The organism is Faecalibacterium butyricigenerans (assembly GCF_020687345.1).
GTDB classification, from domain to species: Bacteria; Bacillota; Clostridia; order Oscillospirales; family Ruminococcaceae; genus Faecalibacterium; species Faecalibacterium butyricigenerans.
The window spans coordinates 18586-44795 of record NZ_JAJEQL010000006.1; the positions used below are offsets into that span (position 1 = coordinate 18586).

At 61.8% G+C, this 26210-nt stretch carries 22 protein-coding genes; 9 read left to right on the forward strand and 13 right to left on the reverse strand.

Annotated elements, in window-relative coordinates:
* Positions 1–104: 104 nt before the first annotated feature.
* From LKD23_RS03815 to LKD23_RS03845, 7 genes are all read right to left on the reverse strand, one after another.
* Positions 105–1553, reverse strand: coding sequence for a phage terminase large subunit (locus tag LKD23_RS03815; RefSeq protein ID WP_431834208.1), 1449 nt, complete (start codon positions 1551–1553; stop codon positions 105–107).
* Positions 1550–1801, reverse strand: coding sequence for a chemotaxis protein (locus tag LKD23_RS03820; RefSeq protein WP_227620440.1), 252 nt, complete (start codon positions 1799–1801; stop codon positions 1550–1552). The genes LKD23_RS03815 and LKD23_RS03820 overlap by 4 nt, the downstream gene beginning before the upstream one ends.
* A gap of 258 nt (positions 1802–2059) precedes the next feature.
* On the reverse strand, positions 2060–4816 hold the full coding sequence (locus LKD23_RS03825) for an insulinase family protein (RefSeq protein WP_227620442.1): 2757 nt from the start codon (positions 4814–4816) through the stop codon (positions 2060–2062).
* Between the two features lie 189 nt (positions 4817–5005).
* A complete protein-coding gene (locus LKD23_RS03830; protein WP_227620444.1) occupies positions 5006–5602 on the reverse strand; it encodes a twin-arginine translocation signal domain-containing protein in 597 nt (198 codons plus the stop codon).
* Positions 5603–5936: 334 nt separating this feature from the next.
* Positions 5937–7190 carry an MFS transporter gene (locus tag LKD23_RS03835; RefSeq protein WP_227620445.1) on the reverse strand — a complete coding sequence of 418 codons (1254 nt, stop codon included), beginning with the start codon at positions 7188–7190 and terminating at the stop codon, positions 5937–5939.
* A gap of 12 nt (positions 7191–7202) precedes the next feature.
* Complete coding sequence (locus tag LKD23_RS03840) at positions 7203–7988, reverse strand: zinc dependent phospholipase C family protein (protein ID WP_227620447.1); 786 nt, start codon at positions 7986–7988, stop codon at positions 7203–7205.
* Positions 7989–8006: 18 nt separating this feature from the next.
* Complete coding sequence (locus tag LKD23_RS03845; RefSeq protein WP_227620449.1) at positions 8007–9032, reverse strand: NAD(P)H-dependent glycerol-3-phosphate dehydrogenase; 1026 nt, start codon at positions 9030–9032, stop codon at positions 8007–8009.
* A gap of 389 nt (positions 9033–9421) precedes the next feature.
* Between LKD23_RS03845 and LKD23_RS03850 the strand changes: the two genes are divergently transcribed.
* The 3 genes from LKD23_RS03850 to LKD23_RS03860 all read left to right on the forward strand — a co-directional run bounded on the left by LKD23_RS03850 (position 9422) and on the right by LKD23_RS03860 (position 11971).
* Complete coding sequence (locus LKD23_RS03850) at positions 9422–10105, forward strand: amino acid ABC transporter permease (RefSeq protein ID WP_227620451.1); 684 nt, start codon at positions 9422–9424, stop codon at positions 10103–10105.
* A gap of 18 nt (positions 10106–10123) precedes the next feature.
* Positions 10124–10933 carry an amino acid ABC transporter ATP-binding protein gene (locus tag LKD23_RS03855; RefSeq protein ID WP_227620452.1) on the forward strand — a complete coding sequence of 270 codons (810 nt, stop codon included), beginning with the start codon at positions 10124–10126 and terminating at the stop codon, positions 10931–10933.
* A 222-nt stretch (positions 10934–11155) separates the two neighbouring features.
* Positions 11156–11971, forward strand: coding sequence for a transporter substrate-binding domain-containing protein (locus LKD23_RS03860; protein WP_227620454.1), 816 nt, complete (start codon positions 11156–11158; stop codon positions 11969–11971).
* Positions 11972–12017: 46 nt separating this feature from the next.
* Here LKD23_RS03860 and LKD23_RS03865 read toward each other — a convergent pair whose 3' ends face one another.
* Positions 12018–13250 (reverse strand): glycerate kinase type-2 family protein, encoded by a 1233-nt coding sequence (locus tag LKD23_RS03865; protein ID WP_227620456.1) that lies wholly within the window; start codon positions 13248–13250, stop codon positions 12018–12020.
* 80 nt (positions 13251–13330) lie between these two features.
* Between LKD23_RS03865 and LKD23_RS12855 the strand changes: the two genes are divergently transcribed.
* Positions 13331–13453: a hypothetical protein gene (locus tag LKD23_RS12855; RefSeq protein ID WP_255668090.1), complete on the forward strand. Its 123-nt coding sequence runs from the start codon at positions 13331–13333 to the stop codon at positions 13451–13453.
* 87 nt (positions 13454–13540) lie between these two features.
* On the opposite strand, the gene pyrB is transcribed toward LKD23_RS12855, so the two are convergent.
* A complete protein-coding gene (gene pyrB / locus LKD23_RS03870; RefSeq protein ID WP_227620458.1) occupies positions 13541–14491 on the reverse strand; it encodes an aspartate carbamoyltransferase in 951 nt (316 codons plus the stop codon).
* On the reverse strand, positions 14482–15783 hold the full coding sequence (locus LKD23_RS03875; protein WP_227620459.1) for an adenylosuccinate synthase: 1302 nt from the start codon (positions 15781–15783) through the stop codon (positions 14482–14484). The genes pyrB and LKD23_RS03875 overlap by 10 nt, the downstream gene beginning before the upstream one ends.
* A gap of 197 nt (positions 15784–15980) precedes the next feature.
* On the opposite strand from LKD23_RS03875, the gene LKD23_RS03880 reads away from it, so the two are divergent.
* Positions 15981–16892 (forward strand): LysR family transcriptional regulator, encoded by a 912-nt coding sequence (locus LKD23_RS03880; RefSeq protein WP_227620461.1) that lies wholly within the window; start codon positions 15981–15983, stop codon positions 16890–16892.
* Between the two features lie 77 nt (positions 16893–16969).
* Here the strand turns inward: LKD23_RS03880 and LKD23_RS03885 are convergent, their stop codons facing one another.
* From LKD23_RS03885 to LKD23_RS03895, 3 genes are all read right to left on the reverse strand, one after another.
* Complete coding sequence (locus LKD23_RS03885) at positions 16970–17512, reverse strand: TetR/AcrR family transcriptional regulator (protein ID WP_227620463.1); 543 nt, start codon at positions 17510–17512, stop codon at positions 16970–16972.
* A 98-nt stretch (positions 17513–17610) separates the two neighbouring features.
* Positions 17611–18132 (reverse strand): transcription repressor NadR, encoded by a 522-nt coding sequence (locus LKD23_RS03890; protein WP_227620464.1) that lies wholly within the window; start codon positions 18130–18132, stop codon positions 17611–17613.
* An 18-nt stretch (positions 18133–18150) separates the two neighbouring features.
* Positions 18151–19506 carry an alpha-amylase family glycosyl hydrolase gene (locus LKD23_RS03895; RefSeq protein WP_227620466.1) on the reverse strand — a complete coding sequence of 452 codons (1356 nt, stop codon included), beginning with the start codon at positions 19504–19506 and terminating at the stop codon, positions 18151–18153.
* A 174-nt stretch (positions 19507–19680) separates the two neighbouring features.
* On the opposite strand from LKD23_RS03895, the gene glgB reads away from it, so the two are divergent.
* The 4 genes from glgB to LKD23_RS03915 all read left to right on the forward strand — a co-directional run bounded on the left by glgB (position 19681) and on the right by LKD23_RS03915 (position 26103).
* Positions 19681–21645, forward strand: coding sequence for a 1,4-alpha-glucan branching protein GlgB (gene glgB / locus LKD23_RS03900; RefSeq protein ID WP_227620468.1), 1965 nt, complete (start codon positions 19681–19683; stop codon positions 21643–21645).
* Positions 21646–21806: 161 nt separating this feature from the next.
* Positions 21807–23729, forward strand: a complete 1923-nt coding sequence (locus LKD23_RS03905) for a hypothetical protein (RefSeq protein ID WP_227620470.1) — start codon at positions 21807–21809, stop codon at positions 23727–23729.
* A 99-nt stretch (positions 23730–23828) separates the two neighbouring features.
* On the forward strand, positions 23829–24812 hold the full coding sequence (tig, locus tag LKD23_RS03910; RefSeq protein ID WP_227620472.1) for a trigger factor: 984 nt from the start codon (positions 23829–23831) through the stop codon (positions 24810–24812).
* Positions 24813–24819: 7 nt separating this feature from the next.
* Positions 24820–26103: a 4Fe-4S dicluster domain-containing protein gene (locus tag LKD23_RS03915; RefSeq protein ID WP_227620474.1), complete on the forward strand. Its 1284-nt coding sequence runs from the start codon at positions 24820–24822 to the stop codon at positions 26101–26103.
* Positions 26104–26210 lie beyond the last annotated feature (107 nt).

A 26210-nucleotide genomic window follows, 5' to 3' on the forward strand; every position in this document is an offset into this window, starting at 1 on the left:
TGTAACTCCTTTCTGCCCTCTGTCGCAGGGCATTTCCGTTTCTGCCGCTGGCGGGCTTTGCTCGTCCATCTCAGACCTGCCCGGCCTGCCAACGCTTCTCCCCTTCACACCCTCAGAAATCTCGCCCTCCCATGCAGCTCCAGCGGGTCATCCCGCACCGTCGGCCCGGCGATCTGCCGGGGCGGCGAGATGGGGTTCTCCATCAGCACATAGCGGCACTCGTCGTAGATATGATCCTCCTGCCGGGTGTCGATGTCCTCCACATTGCTCTCGTCGTACACGAGGTTCGGGATGGTACGGATGAAGTGTTTGCAGGTATGGAACACCTGCAGCATCGGCCTGCCCTCCTCGTCGAAATGCAGCCGGTAGTGGAACTGCATCTTGCCCGCCAGACGGGTGTGGTCTCCGGGCCTCCAATGCAGGAAGTTCGGGCTTTTCTCCTGCATATCCGCGACGCTCTCGCCCCGGCTCTGGTCGAAGATGGCCGGGTCGGCGATGCCTGTGATCACCCGCCCCCGGAGCATCGGGTCGTTCTGCTCGGCCTCCCGGATGCGCCGGGCCTGTTCCACCGGGTCGAGGTGCGTTCCCTCGTCGGGTCGGCCCGTGCAGCCGTAAAGCTCCTTGATGCGGTAGAGCCGCCCCTCCTCGTCCGCCGCGTACCACCCCACCGAGAACGGCTTCGAATAGCCGAAGTCATACCCCCGGTAGATCTTCCAGTGCTTCGGGATGGCAAAGGGCGCGATGACATGAGTCCAGCGCTGGTCCTCGTAATGCTTCGGGTCGTTCCGCCACTCGGTGAACACCTGCCCGGAAAAGCTGTCCCAGCTGCCATAGAGCAGCGCCTGCTTTTCCGCCTCCGGCATGGCTGCGAGGCTGGCCAGATAACCCGGGTCGTTCTTCAGCAGAGCGGGGTTGTCAAAGACGCTGGACGGGATGAATACCCTTGCCCGCCGGAGCATCTTTTCCGTACCGTCCGGCATCTGCACCGTGCACTCCTCCTCAATGGGGGTTCCGGGCGGGGCGGGAGTGATGAACCTTGCCTTGACCCAGCCGTGGCCCACCCCGCCGGGGTTGGTGGTGGCCCGCAGGTACACCCGTGTGCCGGGGCCGGTGGGACGGTTGCGGCTCATCATATAGCTGTACTCCTCCCACTCGAAGTGGGTCAGCTCATCGAAGCCGATGAAGTCGAAGGCTTTGCCCTGATAGTTCGTCCGGTCTTTCGTGTGCTGCATCGAGCCGAAGTAGATCTTCGCCCCGCTGGGGAAGACCCACACATGACTCGTGGCGTTGTACTGCGCCTCCGGGAAAGCCCGGAGATAGTAGCGCTGGCTCTTGTCCACGAGGTCGGACAGCTGCGGGTAGGTCTTGCGGAGGATGAGCGCCCGGTAGTGGGGGATGTGCACCTGCCGCAGCGCCTCGATGACGAGGGCGTCGCTCTTTCCACCGCCTGCCGCGCCGCCGTAAAGCGCCTCCGGCTCAGGCCGCCGCATAAATTCCAGCTGCCTCGGCTGGGGCTTCCAGACGATGTTCCGCTCCTTGTTTTCTTCCATCATACCTCCTCCACCGGCGGCAGCAGCACCACGCCGCATTCCCGCCCTTCTTCCTCCATTCCTTGGTCGTTCAGGGTCTTCGTCACGCCTGTCAGGTCTTTCAGCACGGCGGTGGCCTCCTTGAGATCCTTCATGAGGCCAGTGTCGGTGCTTTTTTCCTTCCGGGCCGCACGCTGGCGGGCATTCAGGCCCTTGATCTCCTGCACCAGCATGGTGCTCAGGGTGTCTGCGGCCTTCTGAAGATTTTTCATCCCATTGGACGCCTCCTGCTTTTCCTGCCCCATCCTGTGTTCTCACATCCTTTCGTTCTTTCGTTGGCAAAAGGATACCACGCTTTTTCCCTCCGCAGGAGTACATACTTTTTGATTCGCTTTTGTATCTTTCGCTGTGTTTTATCCCTACAGTAATATTTTTAGACAAGAAAAATCCCCTGCCTGTGTTCTTTTCCACAGACAGGGGATTTTTACACGATTTTCTGCGCAAAGTCTCCGGGAGGCGCTCCGCTCCTTTTACAGCGTTTCCACCCGGTCAAACAGCGCTTTCGCGGCTTCCACGGCCTCCTTGCTGCCGAACGCCACCCGAACGCCCTTCTCCATCCGGACAGACAGGTCCGCCGCCTCAGCCTTGAGGGCGGCAGCATCCACACTGCACAGGCTCTTCCGCTCGGCGGCGTTCATCTCGTCGGTGATGCCGCAGAAATACTTGCAGTCGGTAGCCGCAGCCTCGTCCCGGGGCTTGCGCGGGGTGTCCAGCTTAGCCGCAGCGCCCACAATGAATTCGTTCATATCGTTTTCGGTGTAATCGCGCCCCGCCAGCTCTGCCGGCCCGGCGGCGAAGGCCTCGTAGCTCTCCGCCAGATGGGGGTCACGGTAGGTGTAGAGGTACTCCACATCGTCGTTCTGGGTCACCATGCCGGTGCCGTAAGCGCCGCCCACCTCCCGGATGCTGTGCCACAGATACTCGTAGCTCATCACCCGGGCCAGCACCTTCCGCTCCAAGCGCCGCTCCATCGGCCACGCCAGCACGTCATAGTTCACGCCGCCGTCGATGACGAAGGCCTCGTTCACCGCCGGGGCCAGCGCTTCCCGGTAGGGCACCGCTGCGCGGCGCTCTCCGGCCGCAAAAGCACTGCCGGGCAGCAGCTTTTTCAGGGTGTCCAGTGCTGCATCGCTGCCGTGGAGGCTGACCGTCAGGGCGTTCCCGCCCAGCACCTTCTCCCGCAGCGCTTCCAGCCTCCGGCCCAGTCCGGCCCAGTCGGCTTCTTCCTGCAGCCCGCAGAGGAAGTGGTAGTAGCTCACGCCGCTGCACCGCTCGTTCATGGCGGCCTCCACCGAGAAGTGGGCCGCCGCACGCATCGACGCAAAGGCATGGCCCTCCCGCAGGAATCTCTGCTCCATCATCAGCTTCTGCTGGCTGACCACCCGCTCCATCGCGGCTTCCGCCTGCGGGCCGGTGAGCTTCGTTTCATACAGCCACTCGCCGCCCAGCTCCACAGCCTTTTCGAGGCTGCGTTCCAGCAGGCTCATCCCTGCCACCAGCTTTGCATGGACCGGTCGGCCCGGCTGGCGGCCGGTCCAGCCGTCCACCCATGCACCGCTGCGGCCCAGCCATGTGTTCCGCAGGGTGTTCAGCTCCTGTGCCGTGTGCTTCCCGGTGTCCAGCTCGTCCACCACATCGGTCAGCAGGTTCAGATAGGGCATCTCCTCCGGCGCTGCATTGCCGATGTCGTAGTAGAAGTTCAGGTAGGTGCTGCCCGCCGAAGGGTGATGCAGCAGCTCGGCCCCGGCCAGCATCCCGCCCCGGCCCGGGGTCAGCTTCTTGCCCTCGCCGAGGTCGGCAGCGGTCAACGGATGGTCCAGCACCAGCTTGCCGTCGGTGCGGGCGGCCCGGCCCTCTTCCTCCTTCTTGGGCAGGGCGGGCACTTGGATGACCTCCACCGGCGCGGGCGCGAACAGCTCCCGCAGCAGCTCGTTGAACCACCCCTTTTCCAGCTTCTCCCGCAGCGAGGCGAACAGCCCGTTGGTATGCAGCAGCAGGGCCGGGTCGCCGGTGTGGAGCCAGCCGGTGGATGCATGGATGGCGTCCAGCACACCGTCCGGGATGCTGCCCGGACGCTCAAGGGAAGCGAACTCGGTGGAGTTGAGGCTTGCCATCAGCAGCTCTTCGGGGATGCCCTTTTCGAGGATGCCGTCCACAGCATTCCGGACAGCGGCAGCGAATTTCCCTGCCGACGCCTCGGTGGCCCCCCGCAGTACCAGCTCCAGCGTCGGCTGCAAGGTGCTGTCATCGAAGCCTACATCAATGTCCGCCCCCAGCTTTTCTTCCAGCAGGGCGGCTTTCAGGGGCGACTGGTTGTTGCCCAGCAGGGCGTCCAGCAGGATCTCCACACCCAGCTGGCGCTCCCGGTCCGCGAACGCGCCGGTGTACCACGCCAGCGCGCACTGTGCCTCGTCCGGCTCGGGCTTTTCGGTGTAGTAGGGGATGTGCAGCCGCACACCGGCCTGCTCGTCCTGTACCGTCAGCCGGGGGCGGCTGACACTCTTGGGCATATGGCTCAGATACTGCTCATCGAGGAAGGCCAGCTTCTCGGCCATGTCCATCTTACCGTAGAGGGTGATGCAGCAGTTGTCCGCACTGTAATGACGGCGGTAGACCCGGACATACTTCTCATAGGTCAGCGCCGGGATGGAAGCCGGGTCACCTCCGGAGACGAAGCCGTAGGCCGTGTCCGGGAACATCGCCCGGCTCAGGGCGTTCTGCAGCTGGGCATCCGGCGTCGCCAGTGCGCCCTGCATCTCGTTGTAGACGACGCCGCTCACCGTGCCGTCCTCGTCCCGGTGCCAGCCCTCCTGCTCGAACACGCCCCGGTCCACCATCGCCAGCGGGCAGAACACCGCGTTGAGGTAGACGTCCATCAGGTTCTTGAAGTCCGTCTCGTTGGGCGTTGCGAAGGGGTAGACCGTCTTGTCCGGGAAGGTCATGGCATTCAGGAAGGAGGCCATGCTGCTCTTGAGCAGCTGCAAAAACGGCGACTTCACCGGGTATTTCTCGCTGCCCGCCAGCACCGAGTGCTCGAGGATGTGGAACACGCCGGTATCGTCGGAGGGAAAGGTGCCGAATCCGATGCCGAAGGCCTTGTTGTCGTCGTCGTTCTCCACCAGCAGGACAGCCGCCCCGCTGACGTCGTGGGTCAGCACGGTCAGCGTCCCGTGCTGTTCGGGGCACTCCTCGCGCTTGACGAGGGTATAGCCGGGATATTGTTTCATGGTCTTGCTCCTTTGCGTTTTCTGGATTTTCCTCTATTGTATCATCCTGCCCGCCAAAACACAATGAACGGTTTGTGAATCATAACTTCCCGGACGCAAAAAGGCCTCCCCTCGAAGGGGAAGCCTCTCTGCATATATCGGGAATTATTGAAGGAATTTTCGTTGCTCTATGAGATGCAAATTTGGAAATCAAACCTTCTTAACCAGGAAGATAGCTCTGCCAATCGGACGCTTTTCGCCTTCCATACCGGGTGCCCAAATCAAATCCTCAGGCAGAGTGATGTCGTCCGTAGAGATATATGCTGCATCACCGGGCATCTTAACAACCAGCTCGCGCTGGTTGTCAGCAGCAGTACCGTTGATGAGCTGCAAAGTAACTCTGACGTTGATCGAAGTATCGACCGTCTTTTTCACCTTAACGATAGCCAAAAGCGTGTTACCATTGTCAATGATCTCAACCGGAGTAGTGTCGGCCAGCTCATAGCCCTGCGGGAACTTGTCCGCAGGAATGCTCTTGGGGTCAACGACGGTAGCATCCTTCAGAACAGGATGCTCATAATCATCGCCGCCATTTCCAACGCCTGCGCCGCCATTGTCAACATCAGCAAAGATAATCTTTACCGACTTGCTCGTCGTGCCAGGCACATCCGGAACTTCCGTACCGGGGACCTTACTGCTGCTGTCGCCGCCATCACAGCCTGCCAGCACACCTGCTGCGGCAACAGCCAGAGCCGCAACACCAGCGCTCTTGAGGAAACGGCGGCGGGAAATCATATCCAGTCTCATAATTAAAACCTCCACATTGTTTTAGAGGTCTTTCCCCGCTCGCATTTTCTTCCTTCCGGGCGTAAGGCAAACCTCTGTTCTGATTCATTATACCCCCCCCCCCGATTATATTTGTCAAGAGGTTTCAGTATTTTTGTGGCGGCTTTCTGCATAAAAAATCGCCCGGCTTTTCTGCGTTTTCCACAAAATATAGCAGTTTGTGTTTTGAATGCACAAGCACCATCCGCAAGCTGCGTATCGCAACTATGCCGTTTTGATAGGCACTATTTTTGAAAGTCACAATAAAAAGAGAGCTGTACAGGACAGCTCTCTCCGTTTCCGCTTTTTATGAAATTTATGCCGTTTCTCCCTGACGGCAGGACACTCGGAACAGCACGAATCCCACGACGAACAGCACGATGAGGGAGCCGACGCCCACATTGGCGCTGCCGGTCAGCTGGCTCCCCACGCTGACGATCATCGTCCCGAGGAAGGATGCCCCCTTGCCGCAGATGTCGAAAAGCCCAAAGTACTCGCCCGACTTCTCCGGCGGGATGATCTTTGCAAAGTGGGAGCGGCTGAGGGCCTGCACGCCGCCTTGGAACATCCCCACGATGACGGCCAGCACCCAGAACTGCCACTGCCGGGTCAGAAAGAACGCAAACACCGCGATGCCCGCATAGGCCGCGATGCAGACCGGGATGAGCTTCGACGAGGGATACTCGTTGGACAGCCGCCCGAAGATGAGGGCCGACGGGAACGCCACGATCTGCGTCACCAGCAGCGCCAGCAGCAGCCCGGTGGTGTCCAGCCCCAGCGCCGTGCCGTAGGCCGTGGCCATGTCGATGATGGTATACACGCCGTCGATGTAGCAGAAGAACGCCAGCAGGAACCAGAACACCTGTTTGTCCTCCGGCAGATGCCGCAGGGTCTGGCCGATGCGGGCGAAACTCTGGCGCACTGCGTGCTCTTCCACCTCCACATAGTGGAGCTGTCGGTAGCTTTTCAGCAGCGGCAGGGTGGTCACGAGCCACCACACCGCCGTCAGGATAAGCGCGATGTTCAGCGCCGTCATCTGGCTGAGGCCAATGGCCCCCGCCCCCAGCACAAGGCCGAGACAGACCACGAAGGGCACGCAGCTGCCGATGTAGCCCCACGCATAGCCCCGGCTGGACACCTCATCCATCCGCTCCGGCGTGGTCACATCCCCGAGCATGGAGTCGTAGAACACCAGACTGCCCGAAAATCCCACCTTCGCAATGACGAAGATGACGAGGAAGGGCAGCCACGCCGACGCCGCGCCCATGGCGCAGCATCCCACGATGCCCACGCCGACGCAGAGCATGAAGATGGGCTTCTTGAAGCCTCTGGTGTCCGCCACTGTGCCGAGGATCGGGCTGAGGATGGCCGTGATGATGGTCACGACCGAGCTGGCATAGCCCCAGTAGGCCAGATACTCCACCGAGGTCAGGCCGCCGCTCTCTGCCAGTGCGTTGAAGAAAATGGGGATAAGGGTCGCCACCATCAGCACAAAGGCCGAGTTTCCCACGTCGTACAGGATCCAGTTCCGCTCCAGCCTCGTCAGGCGAAAATTGCCATTCTTTCCCATCCAGTGCTCCTCTCAGTCTTCCCCGAACGTGTGCTGATATTCCGGCCCCAGCGGCTTTCCTCCGGCATACTCGCCGATGAGCCGCACCGCCAGCGGCACAGCCGTTTTGTACAGCTCCTCGAGCTTCCGGCTGCTCTGGACACACTTGGGGTTGGGCTGCGGGTTCGCCACAAGGCCGTGCATAAACTCATACTTCCCGGCGGCGCGCATCCCGGCCAGCACCACCCAGCGTTTGACGGGGTTCGCCGCCTGCAGCATATGGTGCACCGAGATCATCCCCTTCATCGCCGCCAGCGTCTCGTCCACCGTGATGCCCTCATAAAAAGGCGCGACGACCTCCGCCCGCTGGCGGCTGGGCTTGATGTGGCTGGCCGTGAAGAACTTCATGGGGTCATAGCCGTCCTCCCGCAGCAAGGCGTTGTCGAACTCTGTCTCGATCTCACAGTGGCTCACGCCGCTCTCCCGGACATAGGCCTCCACATAGGGGTGACAGGTGCTGTCCAGCGCAAAATGGCAGACGAAGCCCAGCGCGTAGGCCAGCGCAGCGTCCTTATCCGCCGCGTGTTCCACCACGGCCCGGGCGCGGGTGAAAAATACCTCGCCCTTTTCCTCGTGCATGGCATTCCCCAAACGGTTCACCGGGTTCGTCTGCAATGCCTTGTAATAAAACATCAGGTCCGGCCCGTGGAGGCCCATATCGTAGAGCTCCCGGTGCTGCTCCAGCGTCTGGCGCAGCCCGTCCGGAAGCAGGGCCAGAACATCCGCGCCAAAGCGGCGGTGTGCGTAGGTAGAAGGCATGATACCGCCCCTTTTCGTTTATTTTTCGTATTCCTGCGGCAGCTCGTTCTTCAGGCCGCGCTCCATCAGGGACTTGACGGCCTCCGCCGCGCTCATCCCCTTGTTGACGATGGCGTTGACGGTCTGGACGATGGGCATTTCCACCTGATACCGCTCGGCCAGCTCCAGCGCGGCGGGCAGGGCGTTCATGCCCTCCACCACCATGCCCACTTCCTTGACGGCGTGCTCCGGGGTCTCGCCCTTACCGATAAGGATACCGGCGCGGTTGTTGCGGCTGTGCATACTGGTGGCCGTCACGATGAGGTCGCCGATGCCGGCCAGACCCGCAAAGGTGTGGATGTTGCAGCCCATCGCCACGCCCAGACGGGCGATCTCGGCGATGCCCCGGGTGATGAGGGCGGCACGGGCGTTGTCGCCGTAGCCGAGGCCGGTGGAGATGCCGACGCCCAGCGCGATGACGTTCTTCATGGCACCGCTCAGCTCCACGCCCTTGATGTCGTCATTGGTGTAGACGCGCATGACGTTGTTGGTAAAGACCTCCTGCACGAAGGCCGCAGCCTCGGCGTCCTTGCTGGCCGACACGATGGTGGTGGGCAGGTCGATGGCCACCTCCTCTGCGTGGGTGGGGCCGGACAGGGCCACAAGGCGGACATTCTTCGGGCCGCCCTCCCGGCCCAGCTCATCGGCAAGGATCTCCGTCATGGTGTACAGCGTGTCCGGCTCGATGCCCTTTGCCACGTCCACGATGATCTGGCCGTCGGCCACATAGGGCCGGGCCTTTGCTGCCGTGGAGCGGACGAAGACCGACGGCACCGCGAACAGCAGGATGTCCTTGTCCTTGCAGACCTCCTCGATGCTCTTGGTGAACCGCAGCTCCTCCGGGATCTTCATCTGCGGCAGGTTGGGGTGGACGCGGGTCGTCGAAAGGTCATCGATCTCCTTCTCGATGGCCGACCAGACCAGCACATCGTTCCCGCTCACCGTCAGCATCCGTGCAAGGGCCATGCCCCAAGTTCCAGCGCCCAGAATACCAATACGTTTCATCACGTTTGCCCTCCGTATCCGCCGCGCTCCCATCTGCCGGGGCGTGCGGCCTGTTCTGCCCGTGCCACCGCACAGGTCTATTCGATTCTATTGTACCCGAAAGCCCCTGCCGCGTCAACTGTTCCGCCGTTGTGCACAAAGTTCATGCATCTTTTTCATTCATTTCATCCATACCATGCAATTTTTCGAAACCATTTGCGTTCCCCCGGGAATCATGCTATAGTATTCTGGTAGGATTTGTAGGATTTTCTGCTCAGACCCTTGACTGAAAGTATGGTTTAAGGTGTATCATGAGCTTTCCTGCTGTTCCATCGGTTTATCGCATTTTTCAAAAAGTGCGATAAAAAGTCAAACTGCTCTATTTTTCATTTTGAAGAAGGACATCATCCATGCTGGAATCTTTGTTATCCAACCGCACCGTCAGCGTGCTCTGGGAGGCCCTGCCCCGCATCCTGTCGGCGGGCCTCACCATGACCATCCCCCTCACCCTTGTCTCGTTCACTCTGGCGATGGTGCTGGCCGTAGCCGTGGCTCTGGTACAGTACGCCCGGGTGCCGGTGCTGAGTCAGCTGGCCCGGTTCTACATCTGGGTCATCCGGGGCACACCACTTCTGGTGCAGCTCTTCATCATCTTCTATGGCCTGCCCAGCGTGGGCATCATGCTGGACGCCTTTCCGGCGGCGGTCATCGCCTTCGCCTTCAACGAGGGCGCTTACTGTGCCGAGACCATGCGCGGTGCGCTGGAAAGCGTGCCGCAGGGCCAGCTGGAGGCCGGCTGCTGCGTGGGCATGAGCTGGTGGCAGATCATGCGCCGCATCGTGCTGCCGCAGGCCCTGCGCACCGCCGTGCCCGCCCTCTCCAACTCCCTCATCGGCATGATCAAGGACACCTCTCTGGCCTCCAACATCACCGTGGCGGAGCTGTTCATGGCCGGCCAGCGGGTCGCCGCCCGCACCTACATCTTCCTGCCCATCTACTGCGAGGTGGCGGTGGTGTATCTGCTGTTCTGTACCGTCATCACCAAGCTGCAGGGGCTGCTGGAGCGCCAGCTCAACGCCCACGGCTTCCAGTAAGAAAGGAGTATGGCTGTTATGGCAATGTTAGAGATCCGCGGCGTCCGCAAATCCTTCCATACATATGCAAAGCCCGGTGTCCGTCCCGGCATCTTTGGCCGTGCCCCGAAGCCGGTCAGCAGCCTTGATGTGCTGCGCGGCGTCGATCTGACGGTGGAAAAGGGCGATGTCGTCGCCATCCTCGGCCCCTCCGGCTCCGGCAAGACCACCCTGCTGCGCTGTCTCAACTTCCTCGAGACCGCCGACGCAGGCACCCTCACCTTCGACGGTGAGGCCTTCGACCTTGCCCGCGCCGACCGGGCCACCATCGCACGGCTGCGTCGGAAGACGGCCTTCGTTTTCCAGAACTATAACCTCTTCCGCAACAAGACGGCCCTCCAGAACGTCACCGAGGGCCTCATCGTTGCCCGGAAAATGCCCAAAAACGAGGCCAACGCCATCGGCATGAAGATGCTGGAAAAGGTCGGCCTCGCCGACCGGGCCGACTACTACCCCCGCCAGCTCTCGGGCGGTCAGCAGCAGCGTGTGGCCATCGCCCGCGCCCTCGCTTCCGACCCCGAGATCATCTATTTCGACGAGCCGACCAGCGCCCTCGACCCCGAGCTGACCGGCGAGGTGCTGGCTGTCATGCGGCAGCTGGCGCAGGAGGGGATGACCATGCTGGTCGTCACCCATGAGATGGGCTTTGCCCGCAACGTCTCCTCCCGCACCGTCTTCATGGAGAACGGCGTCGTGGTGGAGGAAGCCCCTTCGCAGGAGTTCTTCGCCCACCCCAAAGAGGCCCGGACCCGCGAGTTCCTGCAAAAGATCTCGCATACCGAAGCCTGAAGCCTCTCCCCTTGGGAGAGGTGGCATTGCGAAGCAATGACGGAGAGGGCAAGCCGCCGCACAGCGATAAGCAGGCTCTTGGTCAGCGCGATACGATCGCGGTGTTTCCGCCTTTGTGTCAGCTTCCTTGCCCTCTCAGGCGCTTACGCGCCAGCTCTCCCAAAGGGAGAGCCTTATCCCGCTTTTCTCAAGTTTGTCTTACTACAGAAAGGATCAATTATTATGAAACGCAGAACCTTTATCTCCCTGATGAGCGTCATGGCTGCCGCCGGTGCCCTCTCGCTGGCTGGCTGCTCTTCCAGCAAGTCCGCTTCCTCCGCCGCTGCCAACAAGCTGGAGGCCGTCCAGTCCAACGGCAAGCTGGTCGTCGCGCTGGAAGGCGCATGGCAGCCCTGGAGCTTCCACGATGGGAGCGACACCCTCGTCGGCTACGACGTCGAGGTCTCCCGCGCCATCGCCGAAAAGCTGGGCGTCGAGCCGGAGTATGTCGAGAGCGACTGGGACAGCCTCTTCGCCGGTCTGGACGCCGGCCGCTATGACCTCGTCTGCAACGGCGTCGAGGTCACGGAGGAGCGCGCCAAGACCTACGACTTCACCACCCCCTACGGCTACATCCACACCGCCCTCGCCGTCCGCAAGGACAACGAGGACATCAAGAGCTTTGAGGACCTCGCAGGCAAGACCACGGCCAACAGCCCGGCCTCCACCTATATGGAGCTGGCCGAGAGCTACGGCGCTACCGTGCAGGGCATCGACACGCTGGAGGAGACCATCCAGCTGCTGACTGCCGGCCGCATCGACGCCACCCTGAACGCCGACGTCTCCTTCTACGACTACCTGAATGTCCATCCGGACGCCAACTTCAAGCTGGTGGCCCAGACCGAGGAGGCCTCCCATGTCGCCATCCCCGTGCTCAAGAGTGATGATACCTCCTTCCTCGACGCCCTCAACAGCGCCATCGAGGCACTGCGTGCCGACGGCACCCTCAAGGAGCTGAGCGAAAAGTACTTCGGCGAGGACATCTCTTCCGAGAACTGATCCCGGCCCACCGGAGGCACATTACGACCTGCGCAGCAGTCTCTCTTTATCCTGTGATCAGTGCCACCGCCACGTCATTGACGTTTGTTCCGGTGGCCCCGGTGATGATCAGCCCCTCTGCCGCCTGTAAGGCGTGGTAGGCATCGTTATTTTTCAGAGTGTCAAACACGTTCCAGCCCTTTGCCGCCAGAGCGGCGGCGGTATCGCCGTCCACATAGCCGCCAGCGGCGTCGGTGGGGCCGTCGGTGCCGTCGCTGCCCACTGAGAAGACTGCCGCGTCCAGCCCGGCAAGAGCCGGAGCCGCCGCAAGGGCGATCTCCTGATTGCGGCCGCCGAGACCCTTCCCGGTCAGGTGCACCACAGTCTCGCCGCCTGCGATAAAGGCCAGCTTCCGGCCCTGCCCCGCGTGAGTGCGGACGATGGAGCCAAGGAAGCTGCCCGCCTCCCGGGCCTCGCAGCAGAGCCGATCGGTGAGGACGACTGGCTCATAGCCCCGCGCCCGGCAGGCACTGGCCGCAGCTGCACACAGTTCCCGGACGCTGCCGGTGATCCGGGTCGTCACGTTGTCGAGCGCTTTCGGCGTTTCCTGTGCCAGAAGCTCTTTCGCCTGTTCCGACAGGTTCAGCCGATACTTTTCCGCAATGGCAAGCGCCTGCGCGCAGGTGGAGGAGTCCGGCACCGCCGGGCCGCTGGCGATCATATCCAGCGGGTCGCCCAGAATATCACTGAGGACGATGCTGAATACGTTTGCCGGAGCGCAGCGCTGTGCGAACCGCCCGCCCTTGACCCCGGAAAGCCGCTTGCGGATGGTGTTCATCTCCACGATGTCGGCCCCGCTGGCAAGGAGCTGATGGGTGATGTCCTGCAATTCCCCGCCGGGGAGCAGTGGCTTTTCAAACAACGCGCTGCCGCCGCCCGAGAGCAGAAACAGTACCGTGTCCTCTGCGGTCAGCCCCTGCACCAGCTCCAGCGCCTTTTCGGTGGCCGCAAAGCCGTTTTCGTCCGGGACGGGATGGCCTGCTTCATAACAGTCCACCCCGGAGATCTGGCCTTTGACGTGGCCATACTTGGTCACGACCACGCCGCCGTCCACCCGGCCCAGTGCTTCCACGGCGGCGCGGGCCATCTGCCATCCGGCCTTGCCCGCTGCCACCAGCATCACCTTGCCGCCCTTGGGCTGAAAGGCTTTCAGTGCACGGCGGACAGCCTCGTCCGGCAGGACAGCGCTCAGGCTGGCCTCAATGATGGCGTCGGCATCCCTTCGCAGCGTTTCGTTCATCCTCATGTCCTCCATTTTTGCGGGGCCCCGCTTCCGGCGCAGGCCCTTTTGCTCTGATTATAGCACGGATCTGCCGGTCTGTGGGGAATTTTTTGCTCCTTCACTTTGCTCCATGGGGCAGCGCCGCCAACTATCATATCGCGCTGGACAGCGGGGTCATCGGCATCGAAACGTGTGCCAAGATCATGGAAAGCCTTGTCTGAACGGTGCTTTCCGGGCCAATAACATAAAATGCCGCTCACCTGCGTGACAACAGCGCAGGCGGGCGGCATTGTTTTTCCGGTCAGAGCTTATTTCAGCACTTTATTTCCGGTCACAGGGTCGGGGATGCCCAGCAGGGCCAGAATAATGGCCATCCGGATATAAACGCCGTTGTGGACTTGGTCGAAGTAGGCGGCACGAGGGTCGCTGTCCACGTCCAGCTTGATCTCGTCGATGCGGGGCAGCGGGTGCAGCACCGGCATATCCGATGGGGCCAGCTCCAAGAGCTTGGCGTTCAGGGAGTAGCAGCCTTTCAACCGGAGGTAGTCCTCTTCGTTGAAAAAGCGCTCCTGCTGGATGCGGGTCATATAGAGCACGTCCAGGTGCGGCAGCTCGGCTTCGAGGTCTACCGTCTCCTTGTAGGTCTGATGGAGCGGCGTCAGGGTCTCGTCCTTGACGTACTGGGGGATGCGCAGCTCCTCCGGCGAGATGAACACGAAGCGATTCCCCTCGAACTGGCTGAGGGCTGCGGTCAGGGAGTGGACCGTCCGGCCAAATTTGAGGTCGCCGCAGAAGCCCACCGTCAGGTGATCCAGCCGCCCTTTGCGCTGGCGGATGGTCATCAGGTCGATCATGGTCTGGGAGGGGTGGGCGTGCCCGCCGTCGCCTGCATTGATGACAGGCACCCGTGCATACAGGGACGCCCGGAGCGGTGCGCCCTCTTTCGGGTGGCGCATGGCGATGACATCGGCATAATTGCTCACGACGCGGGCCGTATCTGCCACCGTCTCACCCTTGCTGGCACTGGACAGCTGTGCCCCGGCAAAGCCCAGCGTCTTGCCGCCCAGCCGCAGCATGGCCGATTCGAAGGAAAGCCGGGTGCGGGTGGACGGCTCGTAGAACAGCGTTGCCAGAATGCGCCCATCGCAGAGATGCGCATAGGGCGCGGGGTCTGCCTCCATCCGGTCTGCAAGGTCGAGAAGGGCCAGCTGCTCGTCCAGAGAAAAGCTGTTCGGCTCAATAAAATGTCTCACAGCCATTCTCCTTTCAGCACAAACCTCTCGCGCTCCGCGCCCGTGGAGATGAACTGGATCGCATGGCCCAGCTGCTGTTCGAGGAATTCCACATAGCCCTTCGCTTCCTTGGGCAGGTCGTCCCAGCTCTTGCAGCCGGAAATATCCCTGTTCCAGCCGGGCAGCATCGTGACCACCGGCTCCATCCGGTCGAGGTCGGACAGGGTATCGAAGCGGGGGACTTCCACACCATCCAGCTTGTAACCGGTGATGACCGGGATCTCCTTCATGCTGCTGAGGACATCCAGCTTGGTGAGGGCGATCTTATCCGCCCCCTGACAGGCCAGACCGTACCGACTGGCCACGCAATCAAAGGGGCCGACCCGGCGGGGACGGCCTGTGGCCGCACCGTATTCCCCGCCTGCCTTGCGCAGCTTCTCGTTCCAGTCCTCGCCCATGGCGTTCTCAGCGGCAAAAGGACCGGCACCTACGCAGGTGGAATACGCTTTCAGCACGCCCACCACATGGTCGAGGCGGCAGTTGGGGATGCCGGCCCCCAGCGGTGCGTAAGCTGCCAGCGTGTTGGAGCTGGATGTAAACGGGAAGATGCCGTAATCAATATCCCGCATAGCACCCAGCTGGGCTTCCAGCACGATGCGCTTGCCGCTGTCGTGAGCTTCCTGCAAAAAGGCCCCCACATCGCAGATGTACGGTGCAAACTGCTCCGCCTGTGCTCTGCACCAGCTCAGCAGCGCATCGTAGGACATCTTTTCCTGATGGTAGCAGCCCGCCAGCTCCATGTTCTTGGAGTCCAAAATCATGTGCAGACGGTTCTGGGTGCGCTCCTCGTCCAGATGGAGCAGGTCGCCCAAACGCAGGGTCTTTTTGCGGTATTTGTCGCTGTAAGCGTAGGCAATGCCGCGCCGGGTGGAGCCGAAGGCACTGCCCTTTTGGGCAAGGCGGTCTTCTTCCAGCCCGTCCTGCACCTTATGCCACGGCATGGAGATGGTAGCTTTGTCGGAGAGCTTCAGGTTCTTGGGGCTGATCTCCACGCCGCGGGCCTCGATGGCCTGCATCTCGCCTGCAAGATGGTCAAGATCGATGACCATTCCCGTTCCCAGCACACAGGTGACGTCCGGGTGCAGGATGCCGGAGGGCAGCAGGTTCAGGATAAACTTTCCCTTTTCGGTCACGACGGTATGGCCGGCGTTGTTGCCGCCCTGATAGCGGGCGACCACATCGGCGTTTTCGGCCAGCAGGTCGATGACGCGGCCCTTGCCCTCATCGCCCCAGTTGATTCCAGTAACAGCAGTCAGCATAAACTTCAATTTCCTTCTTTTCACATTTTGCGATGGCCTGCGGCAAAGGCTGTTGCGCCGCCGCAGGGCCTCATCCTTCGATTTTCCTCTTGCAATTTCCAGTCGCAATTGCTATTATACGAGCAGAGAAAGAATGTGTAAAAAGTATCCTGTGTATGGCAGCGATGTAATTTTTATATGAAAGGCGGAAAAGCATCATGTATGTGGACTGGGAATATTATAAGATCTTCTATTATGTGGCGAAGTATCAGAACTTTACCAAGGCGGCACGGGTGCTGGGCAACAACCAGCCCAATATCACCCACTCGATGAACCGGCTGGAAAGCCAGCTGAACTGTGTGCTCTTCATCCGCTCCAACCGGGGCGTCACCCTGACACCGGAGGGCGAGATGCTCTATTCCCGCATTGCGTCGGCGGCGGTGCAGATTCAAGACGCCGAGGAGGAGCTGAGTGCCAGCGCCACGCTGGAGCACGGCGCGATCAGCATCAGCGCAACGGAAACGGCGCTGAACATCTATCTGTCCGAAAAGCTGCGGGCCTTCCACACCGAATATCCCGGCATCCGGCTGCGCATCTCCAACCACTCCACCCCGCAGGCCGTGCAGGCCGTGAAGAACGGCGAGGTGGACTTTGCCGTCATCTCGACCCCCGCAGAGCTTGATCCGGGGCTGAAAATGGTGGATTTGATGCCCTTTTACGAGGTTCTGGTGGGCGGCCGGACCTTCACCGCACTGGCAAGTCAGAACCTGACCCTGAAAGAACTGGTCAACTACCCCCTCATCTCCCTCAGCGACGAGAGCATGACCCGCAGCTTCTACCGGCAGTTCTTCCTTGACCACGATGCCGTCCTCCGGCCCGACACCGAGGCCGCCACCACCGACCAGATGCTGACCCTTGTAAAAAGCGAGCTGGGCCTTGCTTTCGTGCCGGAACCGATGGCGAAAGCTGCGCTGGAACGCGGCGAGCTCGTCCAGCTGCACCTGCAGGAGATCATCCCCCAGCGCAGCATCTGCCTCGTCTACGACCACCACCGCCCGCTGAACACAGCAGCCCGGAAGTTCCAGCAGCTGCTGACCGAGCGGACCACCCCGCCCAGAACGCAGAAATAACGCAAAAGACCAGAGCTGCAAAGCCTTTTCGGCCGAGCAGCTCTGGTCTTTTTGTCCGGGCTTATCCAGCCCCTCTGCTATAATTCGATCTTCTGTGCCGCCTTGGCGATGGCCCCCAGCAGAGCCACCAGCTTGCTTTCGTCCATCCGGCCGCTGTTGTTGGTGAATGCGTAGAAGCAGCCCTGCACGCAGAACGAAAGCAGGATGCCCCGGTTCAGGTCGGCCGCAAAGGTCGGGTCTGCCTCCTCGAACCGCTGGCGCAGGCCCTTTTCGATGCTGTTGGCGAAGATGCCCTGCCGGTTGCCTGAAAACAGGATATTCATGGCCCGCTGGTTCTGCACGAAGGCCTGAAACAGCTCCCTTGTCAGTGCATCGGTCTGATGCAGTGCCTCATCGTCATGGGTGTGGGGCACGCTGGCGAGGATCGACTCGACGAGCTTGTTTTCCAGCGCGTTCGCCAGCGCATAGATGTCCTCATAGTGGGCGTAGAACGTCGATTTGTTGATGCAGGCCAGTGCACACAGGTCCTTTATTTTGATCCGTTCCAGAGGGTTCTTCTCCCGCAGCTCCATGAATGCCTGTTCGATGGCCCGGTCGGTGCGCGCGATACGGATGTCCACAAAATCCACCTCTTCCGTGTTTTAGTTGATTATCCAACGGTTTTCGTCTTTCGTCGATGGACAAGCCCCCGTGGATTTTTTACAATGAAAGCAGTCCCTTATTCCTCTTTTTTATAGAGCAGCCCCTTGGCGTCCAGTGCCGCTTCGATGCGGTGGAACGCCTCCTCCGTGGGGCAGCTCAGGGTGTGCAGGTGCACACCGCCGGTCATCCGGCTCAGCAGGCACTCAGGCGTATCCGCCGCCTGCTGGATAAAATGGTCCACATCGTACCGGCTGGCGAGGTTGAGATTGCCGCGCAGCTCGCCGTAAAGCGGGTTCTCCACGGCCACATCCACCACGACGCCGCCCTGATCCACCACCGTATACAGCTCTTCCCGCATCTGGTCGGCGGTGCTGTGGACACAGGCGAGGATGCCCGTACAGCCCCGTGCCGCCGGGTGGAGCTGATAGCCTCGGGGCGTGGCGTCGATCTGGGTGCCTGCGGCCCGCAGCAGGGCCACATCGCCCACCACGATCTGCCGGGACACTCCCAGCGCACCTGCCAGCACGCTGGCGCTCAGGGGGGCGCTGGCCTCCGTCAGCCGCTCTAAAATCGCTTTTCTGCGCTGCGCAGCATTCATCTTCCGCGTTCCTCCTTTTTACACCAGCTGCAGCAGGGTGGCATAGTTGGAGGGCAGCTGGACCTTCAGTTTCCCCCACTCCACCTGCGTCAGGATGGGCTGGCTGCCCACGCAGCCGGCCAGCAGGTCTTTCACACCCGCGGCTTCCACCGGCAGCTGGAGCTCCATCGACACCGGGCTGTCGCCGTTGTTGTAGACGGCCACGACGGCCTCGCCGTCCAGCACCCGGGCGTAGGCGTAGCTCTGGGTGGTCAGGGTCAGTTCCTTGACCTCGCCCCAGCTCAGCGCAGGGCACTCGGCCTTCAGCCTGCCCAGTGCAGCGTAGACGCTGGTGACAGGATTCGTCTTTTCGGCGTCGGCATAGTCGGCCAGCTCGAGGCAGGGGCGGAGCGGCCAGTCGCTGCCCCACTCTTTTTTGCCCTCGATCCCAAATTCTGAGCCGTAATAGATGGACGGAATGCCCCAAAGCGTATATACTAGAAGAGCAATATGCCGGATGTGGTCGCGGTTGCGCAGCTTGTTGGGCAGACGCTCCACATCGTGGTTGTCCGAGAAGTTGTAGAGCCGGGTGTCATGGCAGAGGCCCTGCAGCCGCCGCATGGTGTGGGCGATCTCAAAATAGTTGTGGTCGTTGTGGCCGCTCCACAGGCCCTTGTGCAGCTCGTAGTTGGTGACGGAGTGGAGCATCTCGGGGTTGGCCCAGCGGCTGTAGTCCCCGTGGATGACCTCGCCCATCAGCCAGAACTCCGGCTTCACTTCGTTGGCAAGGCGGCGCAGTCCCTTCATGAAGTCAAAGTCCAGCACGTCGGCAGCGTCCAGACGGATGCCGTCGATGTCGAACTCCTCCACCCAGAAACGGACGGTATCGAAGTGGTAGTCCTGCACCTCGGGGTTGCGCTGGTTCAGCTTGACCAGCAGGTTGAAGCCGCCCCAGTTGCCGTAGGAGAAGCCGTCGTTGTACTCGTTGTTGCCCCAGAAATTCACATCGCAGAACCAGTCCTTATAGCGGGCATTCTCGCGGTGCTCCTTCAGCTCCCGGAAGGCGAAGAAATCGCGGCCCACATGGTTGAACACGCCGTCCACGATGACCCGCTGGCCCCGCGCATGGCAGTCGGCGACGAATTTTTTGAACTCCTCATTGGTGCCCAGCCGCCGGTCTACCTGCCGGTAGTCGATGGTGTCATAGCCGTGGGAGCCGCTCTCGAACAGAGGACCGATATAGATCGCCGTACAGCCAAGCTCCGCCGCGTGCTCTGCCCACGCATCCAGCTTCTTGAATGCCCCGGGGACAGGCTGCCCGTCATTTTCATGCGCGCAGCCGCACAGTCCCAGAGGATAGATGTGATAGAATACCGCATTGTCATACCAAGCCATTGTCTGTACCGCTCCTGTTTTCAAAAGTTCTGCCGGGCTTCTCGAAGCCCCGGTGTTGTATTCAGTATAGCACATTTTCCGACAAAAGTGTGGAAATAGTGTTGTATATTTCTCACATTATTCCCTCCCGAACCGGTACTCTCTGTAAAAATTGCGATAAAAGGAGTCTTTCGTATGAATCTTCCCTCTATCCCCCGTTCCTTCTTCAGCGGCGACTGCTTCGACGCCTACCACGTCCTCGGCGCACACCCTTGGCAGGGCGATCGCGGCGAAGAGGGCTGGCGCTTTGCCGTCTGGGCACCCGGCGCGACCGCCGTGGAGGTCTGCGGCGGCTTTGACGGCTGGGGTGCCGGCATCTCTCTTCAGAAGGCCGACACCGGCGTATGGAGCGGCTTTGTGGCCGGGCTGTGCGAGGGCGACCTCTACAAATACCGCATCCACGGCGCCGACGGCAGCGTCGTTATGCGGGCCGACCCCTACGCCTTTGCCTCCGAAGTCCGCCCCGCCAACGCCAGCCGCCTGACCAAGCTGGATTTCGCCTTTGACGACAGCGCGTGGATGGAGCGGCGGGACAAGTGCCGCAACCTGCCCATGAACATCTACGAGCTGCACGTCGGCAGCTGGAAGCATAAGCCCGGCTCTACCCGGCCCGACGGCTCGGACGGCTGGTACGACTACGAAGAGCTGACCCGGGAGCTGATCCCGTGGCTGCTGGAGCACCACTTCACCCATGTGGAGCTGCTGCCGCTGGCCGAGCACCCCTTCGACGGCAGCTGGGGCTACCAGACCACCGGCTACTTCGCCGTCACCAGCCGGTACGGCACCCCAGCCCAGTTCGCCGCCTTCGTCAACGCCTGCCACCGGATGGGCATCGGCGTCATCATGGACTTCGTCCCCGTCCACTTTGCCGCCAACGCCGACGCGCTGGCCAACTTCGACGGCACCCACCTCTACGAGTACGACAGCGACGTGGGCCACAGCGAGTGGGGCACCTGCAATTTCAACTACTACCGCCGGGAGGTGTGCAGCTTCCTCAGCAGCGCCGCCGCCCTCTGGATGGAGGTCTACCATTGCGACGGCATCCGGATGGACGCCATCTCCCGCGCCCTCTACTGGCAGGGCGACCCCGCCCGGGGCGTCAACGAGGGCGCAGTCACCTTCCTGCGGAATCTCAACCACGGCCTGAACGAGCGCTGGCCCACCGGCATCTACATGGCTGAGGACTCCACCAACTTCCTCAAGGTGACGGCCCCCACCCGCTACGACGGCATCGGCTTCGACTACAAGTGGGACATGGGCTGGATGCACGACACGCTGGACTACTTTGCCACCCCCTTCGGCGAGCGGCCCAATGCATACGGAAAGATCATCTTCAGTATGCACTATTTCTACAATGAGCTGTACCTGCTGGCTCTGAGCCACGACGAAGTCGTCCATGGCAAAAAGACCATCATCGACAAGCTCTGGGGCACCTACGAGGAAAAATGCGCCCAGCTGCGCACCCTTTATTTCTATATGTATGCTCACCCGGGCAAAAAGCTCAACTTCATGGGCAACGAGATCGCCCATTTCCGGGAGTGGGACGAAAAGCGGGAGCTGGACTGGGGCCTGCTCCAGTATCCCTTCCACGACGCTTTCCAGAAGTATTTCGCCTCCCTCAGCCGCCTCTACGCCACCCAGCCTGCCCTTTATGCGGGCGAATATGACCCCCGGTGCTTTGAGTGGGTCGCCAGCGAGAGCCGGGACGAGGGCGTGTATGCATGGCTGCGCAAGGGCGCAGGCCAGACCATCCTCTGCGTCATGAACACCCAGAACACCGCCCACAAGAAGTTCCCCCTCTACCTGCGCTTCCCCGCCGGGGCCGAAGAGCTGCTGAACACCGAAGCCCCCTGCTGGGGCGGTGCGGACAAGTCGAAGCCCAAGGCGCTCCACACCACCGACGGCGGCGTCTATGGCCGGGACTACACCCTCACGGTGGACCTGCCTGCCATGGGCAGCCGGATGTTCCGGCTCACCCCCGAAGCGCCCCGCCCCGAGGCTGCACAGGCCAGTGCACGGCGGGCCGCTGCCGCACGCCGCAAGGCCGCACGCACCCAGAACGCCAAGGCTGACGCCGCAGCGCACAACTCCAAAAAGTAATATTTGGTAAAGAATATCCCGTCTGCTGAGAATGTGGCGGGATATTCTGCGTTTCAGCGCCCTCTGCAGCTGGACAAGCCTTGACGCAGCCATTATACTGTTAGATGGAAAGTTGTGTGTTTCACCCTTTTTACAAGCTGAACGAAAGGAACCGTCCTTCTATGCCATCTGCTGCTCTCCGTCGGCTCTCGCCCCTGCAATGGGCAGGGCTGGACCTCGGCCTCTGTGCCGTGGCGCTCCTCCTTTTGGGGGTCGGTGTCCCGGCCAGCCCGTTCTTTTTTCCGCTGCTCAGTCTCTGGGCCTGTCTCGTCCTCTTCATGCTGGCGGTCTGCGTCCTCCGCACGGCGGGCGTCGAGCTGGTTTTCTTCCACTGGGCCGTCGTCTTCGGCATCTGGGCCGTGGCCGTCGTCTATTTCTACTGGACGTTATCGAGCCGGAGCTTTATCTACGTCTGGGACTACGCCAACTACCTGCTCAAGCAATATGACGCCGAAGCCGCTTTTGCCCAGAGCACCGGTGGGGGCCTCCGTTATCTCTTCGGCTCGATGGCCGACGATTACACCAACTTCATCACCCTCTTCACCGAGTTTCCCTTCTGCCTGACCGACCACACCGGCGACGCCTACTCCTTCAGTCAGGTGTTCTGCATCCTGCCGACCCTGCTGGTGCTTCTGGCAGGCCTCGTGGTGAAGGTCGGCCAGCTCCTGAACGTGAAGAACCGGATGTATTACTTCCTCTTCGGCATGACCCTGACGGCGGCTTATCCCTTCCTGCGGATGAGCGCCGTGCTGGCACAGCCGGACTGGTTCGGCCTCATCTTCGCCTTCGCCATCCTGCTGCTGACGCTGGACTTCCGTTTTGACACCCTCGAACCGGCCCGGTTCGGCCTTATCTTCCTCGCCACTGCCGCCATCATCCTCGCCCGCCGGTGGTTCCTCTATTTCGTGGTGGGCTACTATTTCGCCTATGTGTTGCTGCTCGTCGCAGGCTGTGTGCGGCTGGCGAAGGGCGGCGCGGTCTCTGCCGCCCTCCGCCGGGGGAAGAACCTTGTCCTCTTCGGCCTTGCGTCCGTCGCCGCCATGGTCATCCTGCTCTGGCCCATGGTATCCCACATCCTCACCTATAACTACGCGGGCCGCTATTCCTACTATAACGGCGGCGGTCTGGCCCTCGAGGCATTCTACCACCTCGGACGGCTGGGCCTGTTCAATCTCATCCTTATCGCGCTGGGCCTCGTCTTTGCAGCAAAGCGAAAGCTGCCCGCTCTGCCCTGTCTGGCAGGGTGCGAGCTGGTCGTGAGCCTGCTGCTCTTCACCCGGGTCCAGAACACCGGCTCCCATCAGTTCCTGCTCTTCCTGCCGGGGTATTTCCTCCTCTTCCTGCTGGGTGCAGCCGCACTGGCCGAGGGCATCCAGCGCCATCGCACCCTCAAACTGGGCTGCTGGGCCTTCGTGCTGATGCTGTCCATGTCGGTGCGCTGCTCACCCCTGACCACGCTGGCCATGCCGGGCTTCGTCATCGAGCACTTTCCCATCCAGATCCCCGCCACCCGGTATTTCATCTCGCTGGACAAGCTCATCTACGACCGGAAGGACATCGGCCAGATCCAGGCCATCGCCGACTGGATCGACGCCCACTGCGACGCGGGCGAGATCAGCTACATGATCCCCCACGATATGCTCTACAACCCCGACCACTTCAAGAACTGCCGCCTGCCCGACGCCCCTATCAACGACAAGCTGGCCTTCGGCTTCTCGGTGCCCGGCACCCACAACTTCCCCATGCAGTTCTTCGAGGCGAAGTACGTCATCACCTGCGACCCCTTCCCCCAGACCTATGCGGGCAGCGGGGAGATGTCCATCAAGCTCAACGAGCGCTTCCTCGCCGCAAAGGACAACGCCTTCACCTTTGAGCAGAGCTTCGACATGGGCAACGGCACCACCTTCACCATCTGGCGGCGCACCGCCGCCCCCACCCGCGCAGAGGTGGAGTATTACCTGAGCGCCTTTGCCGCAGAGGATGCCCAGTATCCCGAGATGTTCTCGCAGGTGGCCGAAGCGTGGCTCACCGCTCACGGGCTGTGACCTTGCCCTTTTTACTGAAAACGTGTATAATTCAACGTATTGTTATAAGACTCGCAGCGCCGCACGCCGGGCTGCTTACGTCATAAGGAGTATGCCGCTATGGAACAGAAGAAAAAGAATCTGCCCGAAGTAAAGCTGGGCCAGTACAAGGGCCTCGCCGTCACCCGCCACGTCCGCCCTGTCACCGACAAGACCGTGGACATCGAGGTGCTGCATCAGACCCGGATGCACGCCGTCTACCACCCCACCACCGCCCCGGCCAAGCGCGGCTTCCGTGCCCTGCTGGATTTTGTCGGCTACATGGACGGCAAGGAGATCCCCGACAGCCGGATGGAGAATGTCATGGTGGTGCTGGGCGACGGCAAGCTGATGCCCGCCGCCGAGCAGGCCATCTACGGCCACTGTGCCGGTGAGGTGTTCCGCTTCGACTTCACCTACCCGCAGGATTTCCGCCTGCCCGAGCTGTCCGGCAAGACCGCGCAGTTCGAGATCAACCTCCGCTCTCTGGCCGAGAAGGTCACTCCCGCCCCCGATGAGGCCTTTGCCAAGAGTCTGGGCTTCGGCTCCCTCGACGCGCTGAAGGCCGACCTCCGCGCCAAGAAGCAGAAGATCCACGAGGAGGGCGCCGACCGCGCCGCCGGAAAACAGCTTCTGGACATGGCCGGTGCCAACATGACCGTAGACCTGCCCGCTGAGATCCTTGACCGCACGGCCCGGAACGAGATGAAGCTGCTGACCGAGCGCCTCTCCCGCAGCGGCATCACCCTCGAGCAGCACTGCAAGAACAGCCACACCACCCCGGAAGCCCTCGAGAAGGACTACCGCGCACAGGCCGAGAGCCGCATCCGCTTCGTGCTGGCAGCCCGGGCCATCGCCGAGGCCGAGGGCATCGTCGTCCACCCCGAGGAGGTCAACGCGGAGTACCGCCGCCTCTCCCAGCTGCAGGATACCCCCGAGGCCGAGATCCGCAAGGCACTGGCCGAGGACGCTGTGGCCGCTGCGCTGGCCGCAAAGAAGGTGCAGCGCTTCCTGCTGGATAACGCTCAGGTCACCACCGTGACCGATGCCCCCGAAAAGGAGTGATACCGCTATGGGTCTGTTTACCCGCTATGCCATGGATGCCCTGATGAAGACCTCCCATCCCGAGGTGGTCCGCCGTCAGTGCTGGAACCTCCACCCCCACCGCACCCCCTGCACCGACTGCAAGGACATCTGCCCCTACGGCGACGCCATCTTCACCCGCCCCAACCTCGTCAAGGACTGGGACCCCTGCACCGACTGCGGCCTCTGCGTCTCGGTCTGCCGCTCGGGCTGCATCGTGCCCTCGCCCGAACAGGTGCAGCGGGACACCTCGCTGGCCGACACCGACAATGACACCCTCTGGCTGGGCTGCGAGAAGAGCAGCCGGAAGAATACCGCCGTCCGCGCCTGCGTGGCCGCCTTCTCATGGGAGACGCTGGCCTATCTCGCCCTGAACAAGAAGCTCGTGCTGGATCTGACCCCCTGCGGCGAGTGCGAGAACGACGCCTGCGCTGCCCAGCTGCGCAAGGAGCTGACCCGCCTCGTGGAGTTCCTCGGCCCCCAGCTCTTCGAGAGCCGGGTCACGCTGGCCTACCAGCAGGAGGACGCCCCCTACCATGTGCAGGAGCTGAGCCGCCGGGAGATGTTCTCCCACATGACCGAAGGCTCCCGCGCCGGCACCAAGAAGCTGCTGCAGATGCTGCCCGGCCTGCGCAGCGAGGAGGACAGCGCCGCCGACTTCCGCCTCATGCTCCACCAGCGGACCAAGCAGCTCAAGGCTGCCTCCGAGACGCCGCTGCGCTACGGCTGGTATCTGCCCAATTTCACCCAGAAGTGCTTCGGCTGCGGCAAGTGTGAAAAGGCCTGCCGCTCCGGTGCGCTCAAGCTGGAGGACCTGCCCGACGGGCAGACCCGCGTGGTCGTCACGCCGTGGAAGTGCAGCGAGTGCGGCGTCTGTGTCGCAGCCTGCTCGAACAGCGGCATCGACGGCATGAAGCTGCGCCAGCTGACCACCCTCGGCCCGGTGAGCGTCTACAAATGCAGCAAGACTCTCTGTGCCGACTGCGGCAAGCCCATCGCGCCGAACAGCGCCGAGGGCATCTGCTCGGTCTGCCGCATCAAGCGCCGCACCAAGCAGCGTCAGGAGGAGGCCGCTGCCCGCGCCAAAGAGCGGATCGCCGAGCGGGAGGCCCGCAAGGCTGCGGAAGAAGCCGCCAAGGCCGCTGCCGCAGAGCTGGCCGCGGAGAATGCAGCTGCCGCAGAAGCCGCTGCCCCGGCCGTCGCAGCGCCTGCCGCCGTTGCGGAGACAACTGTTGCCGCAGCAGAAGCAGCCGCTCTTGCCAAAAAGGATTGACGCGGCCGCAAATCAATGCTATACTCAGTCTTGACCACTTATTTGATGGCCGGGACTGTTACAAAGGAGTAACGGATGGTTTTCCGTTGCTCTTTTTTCATAAAAAC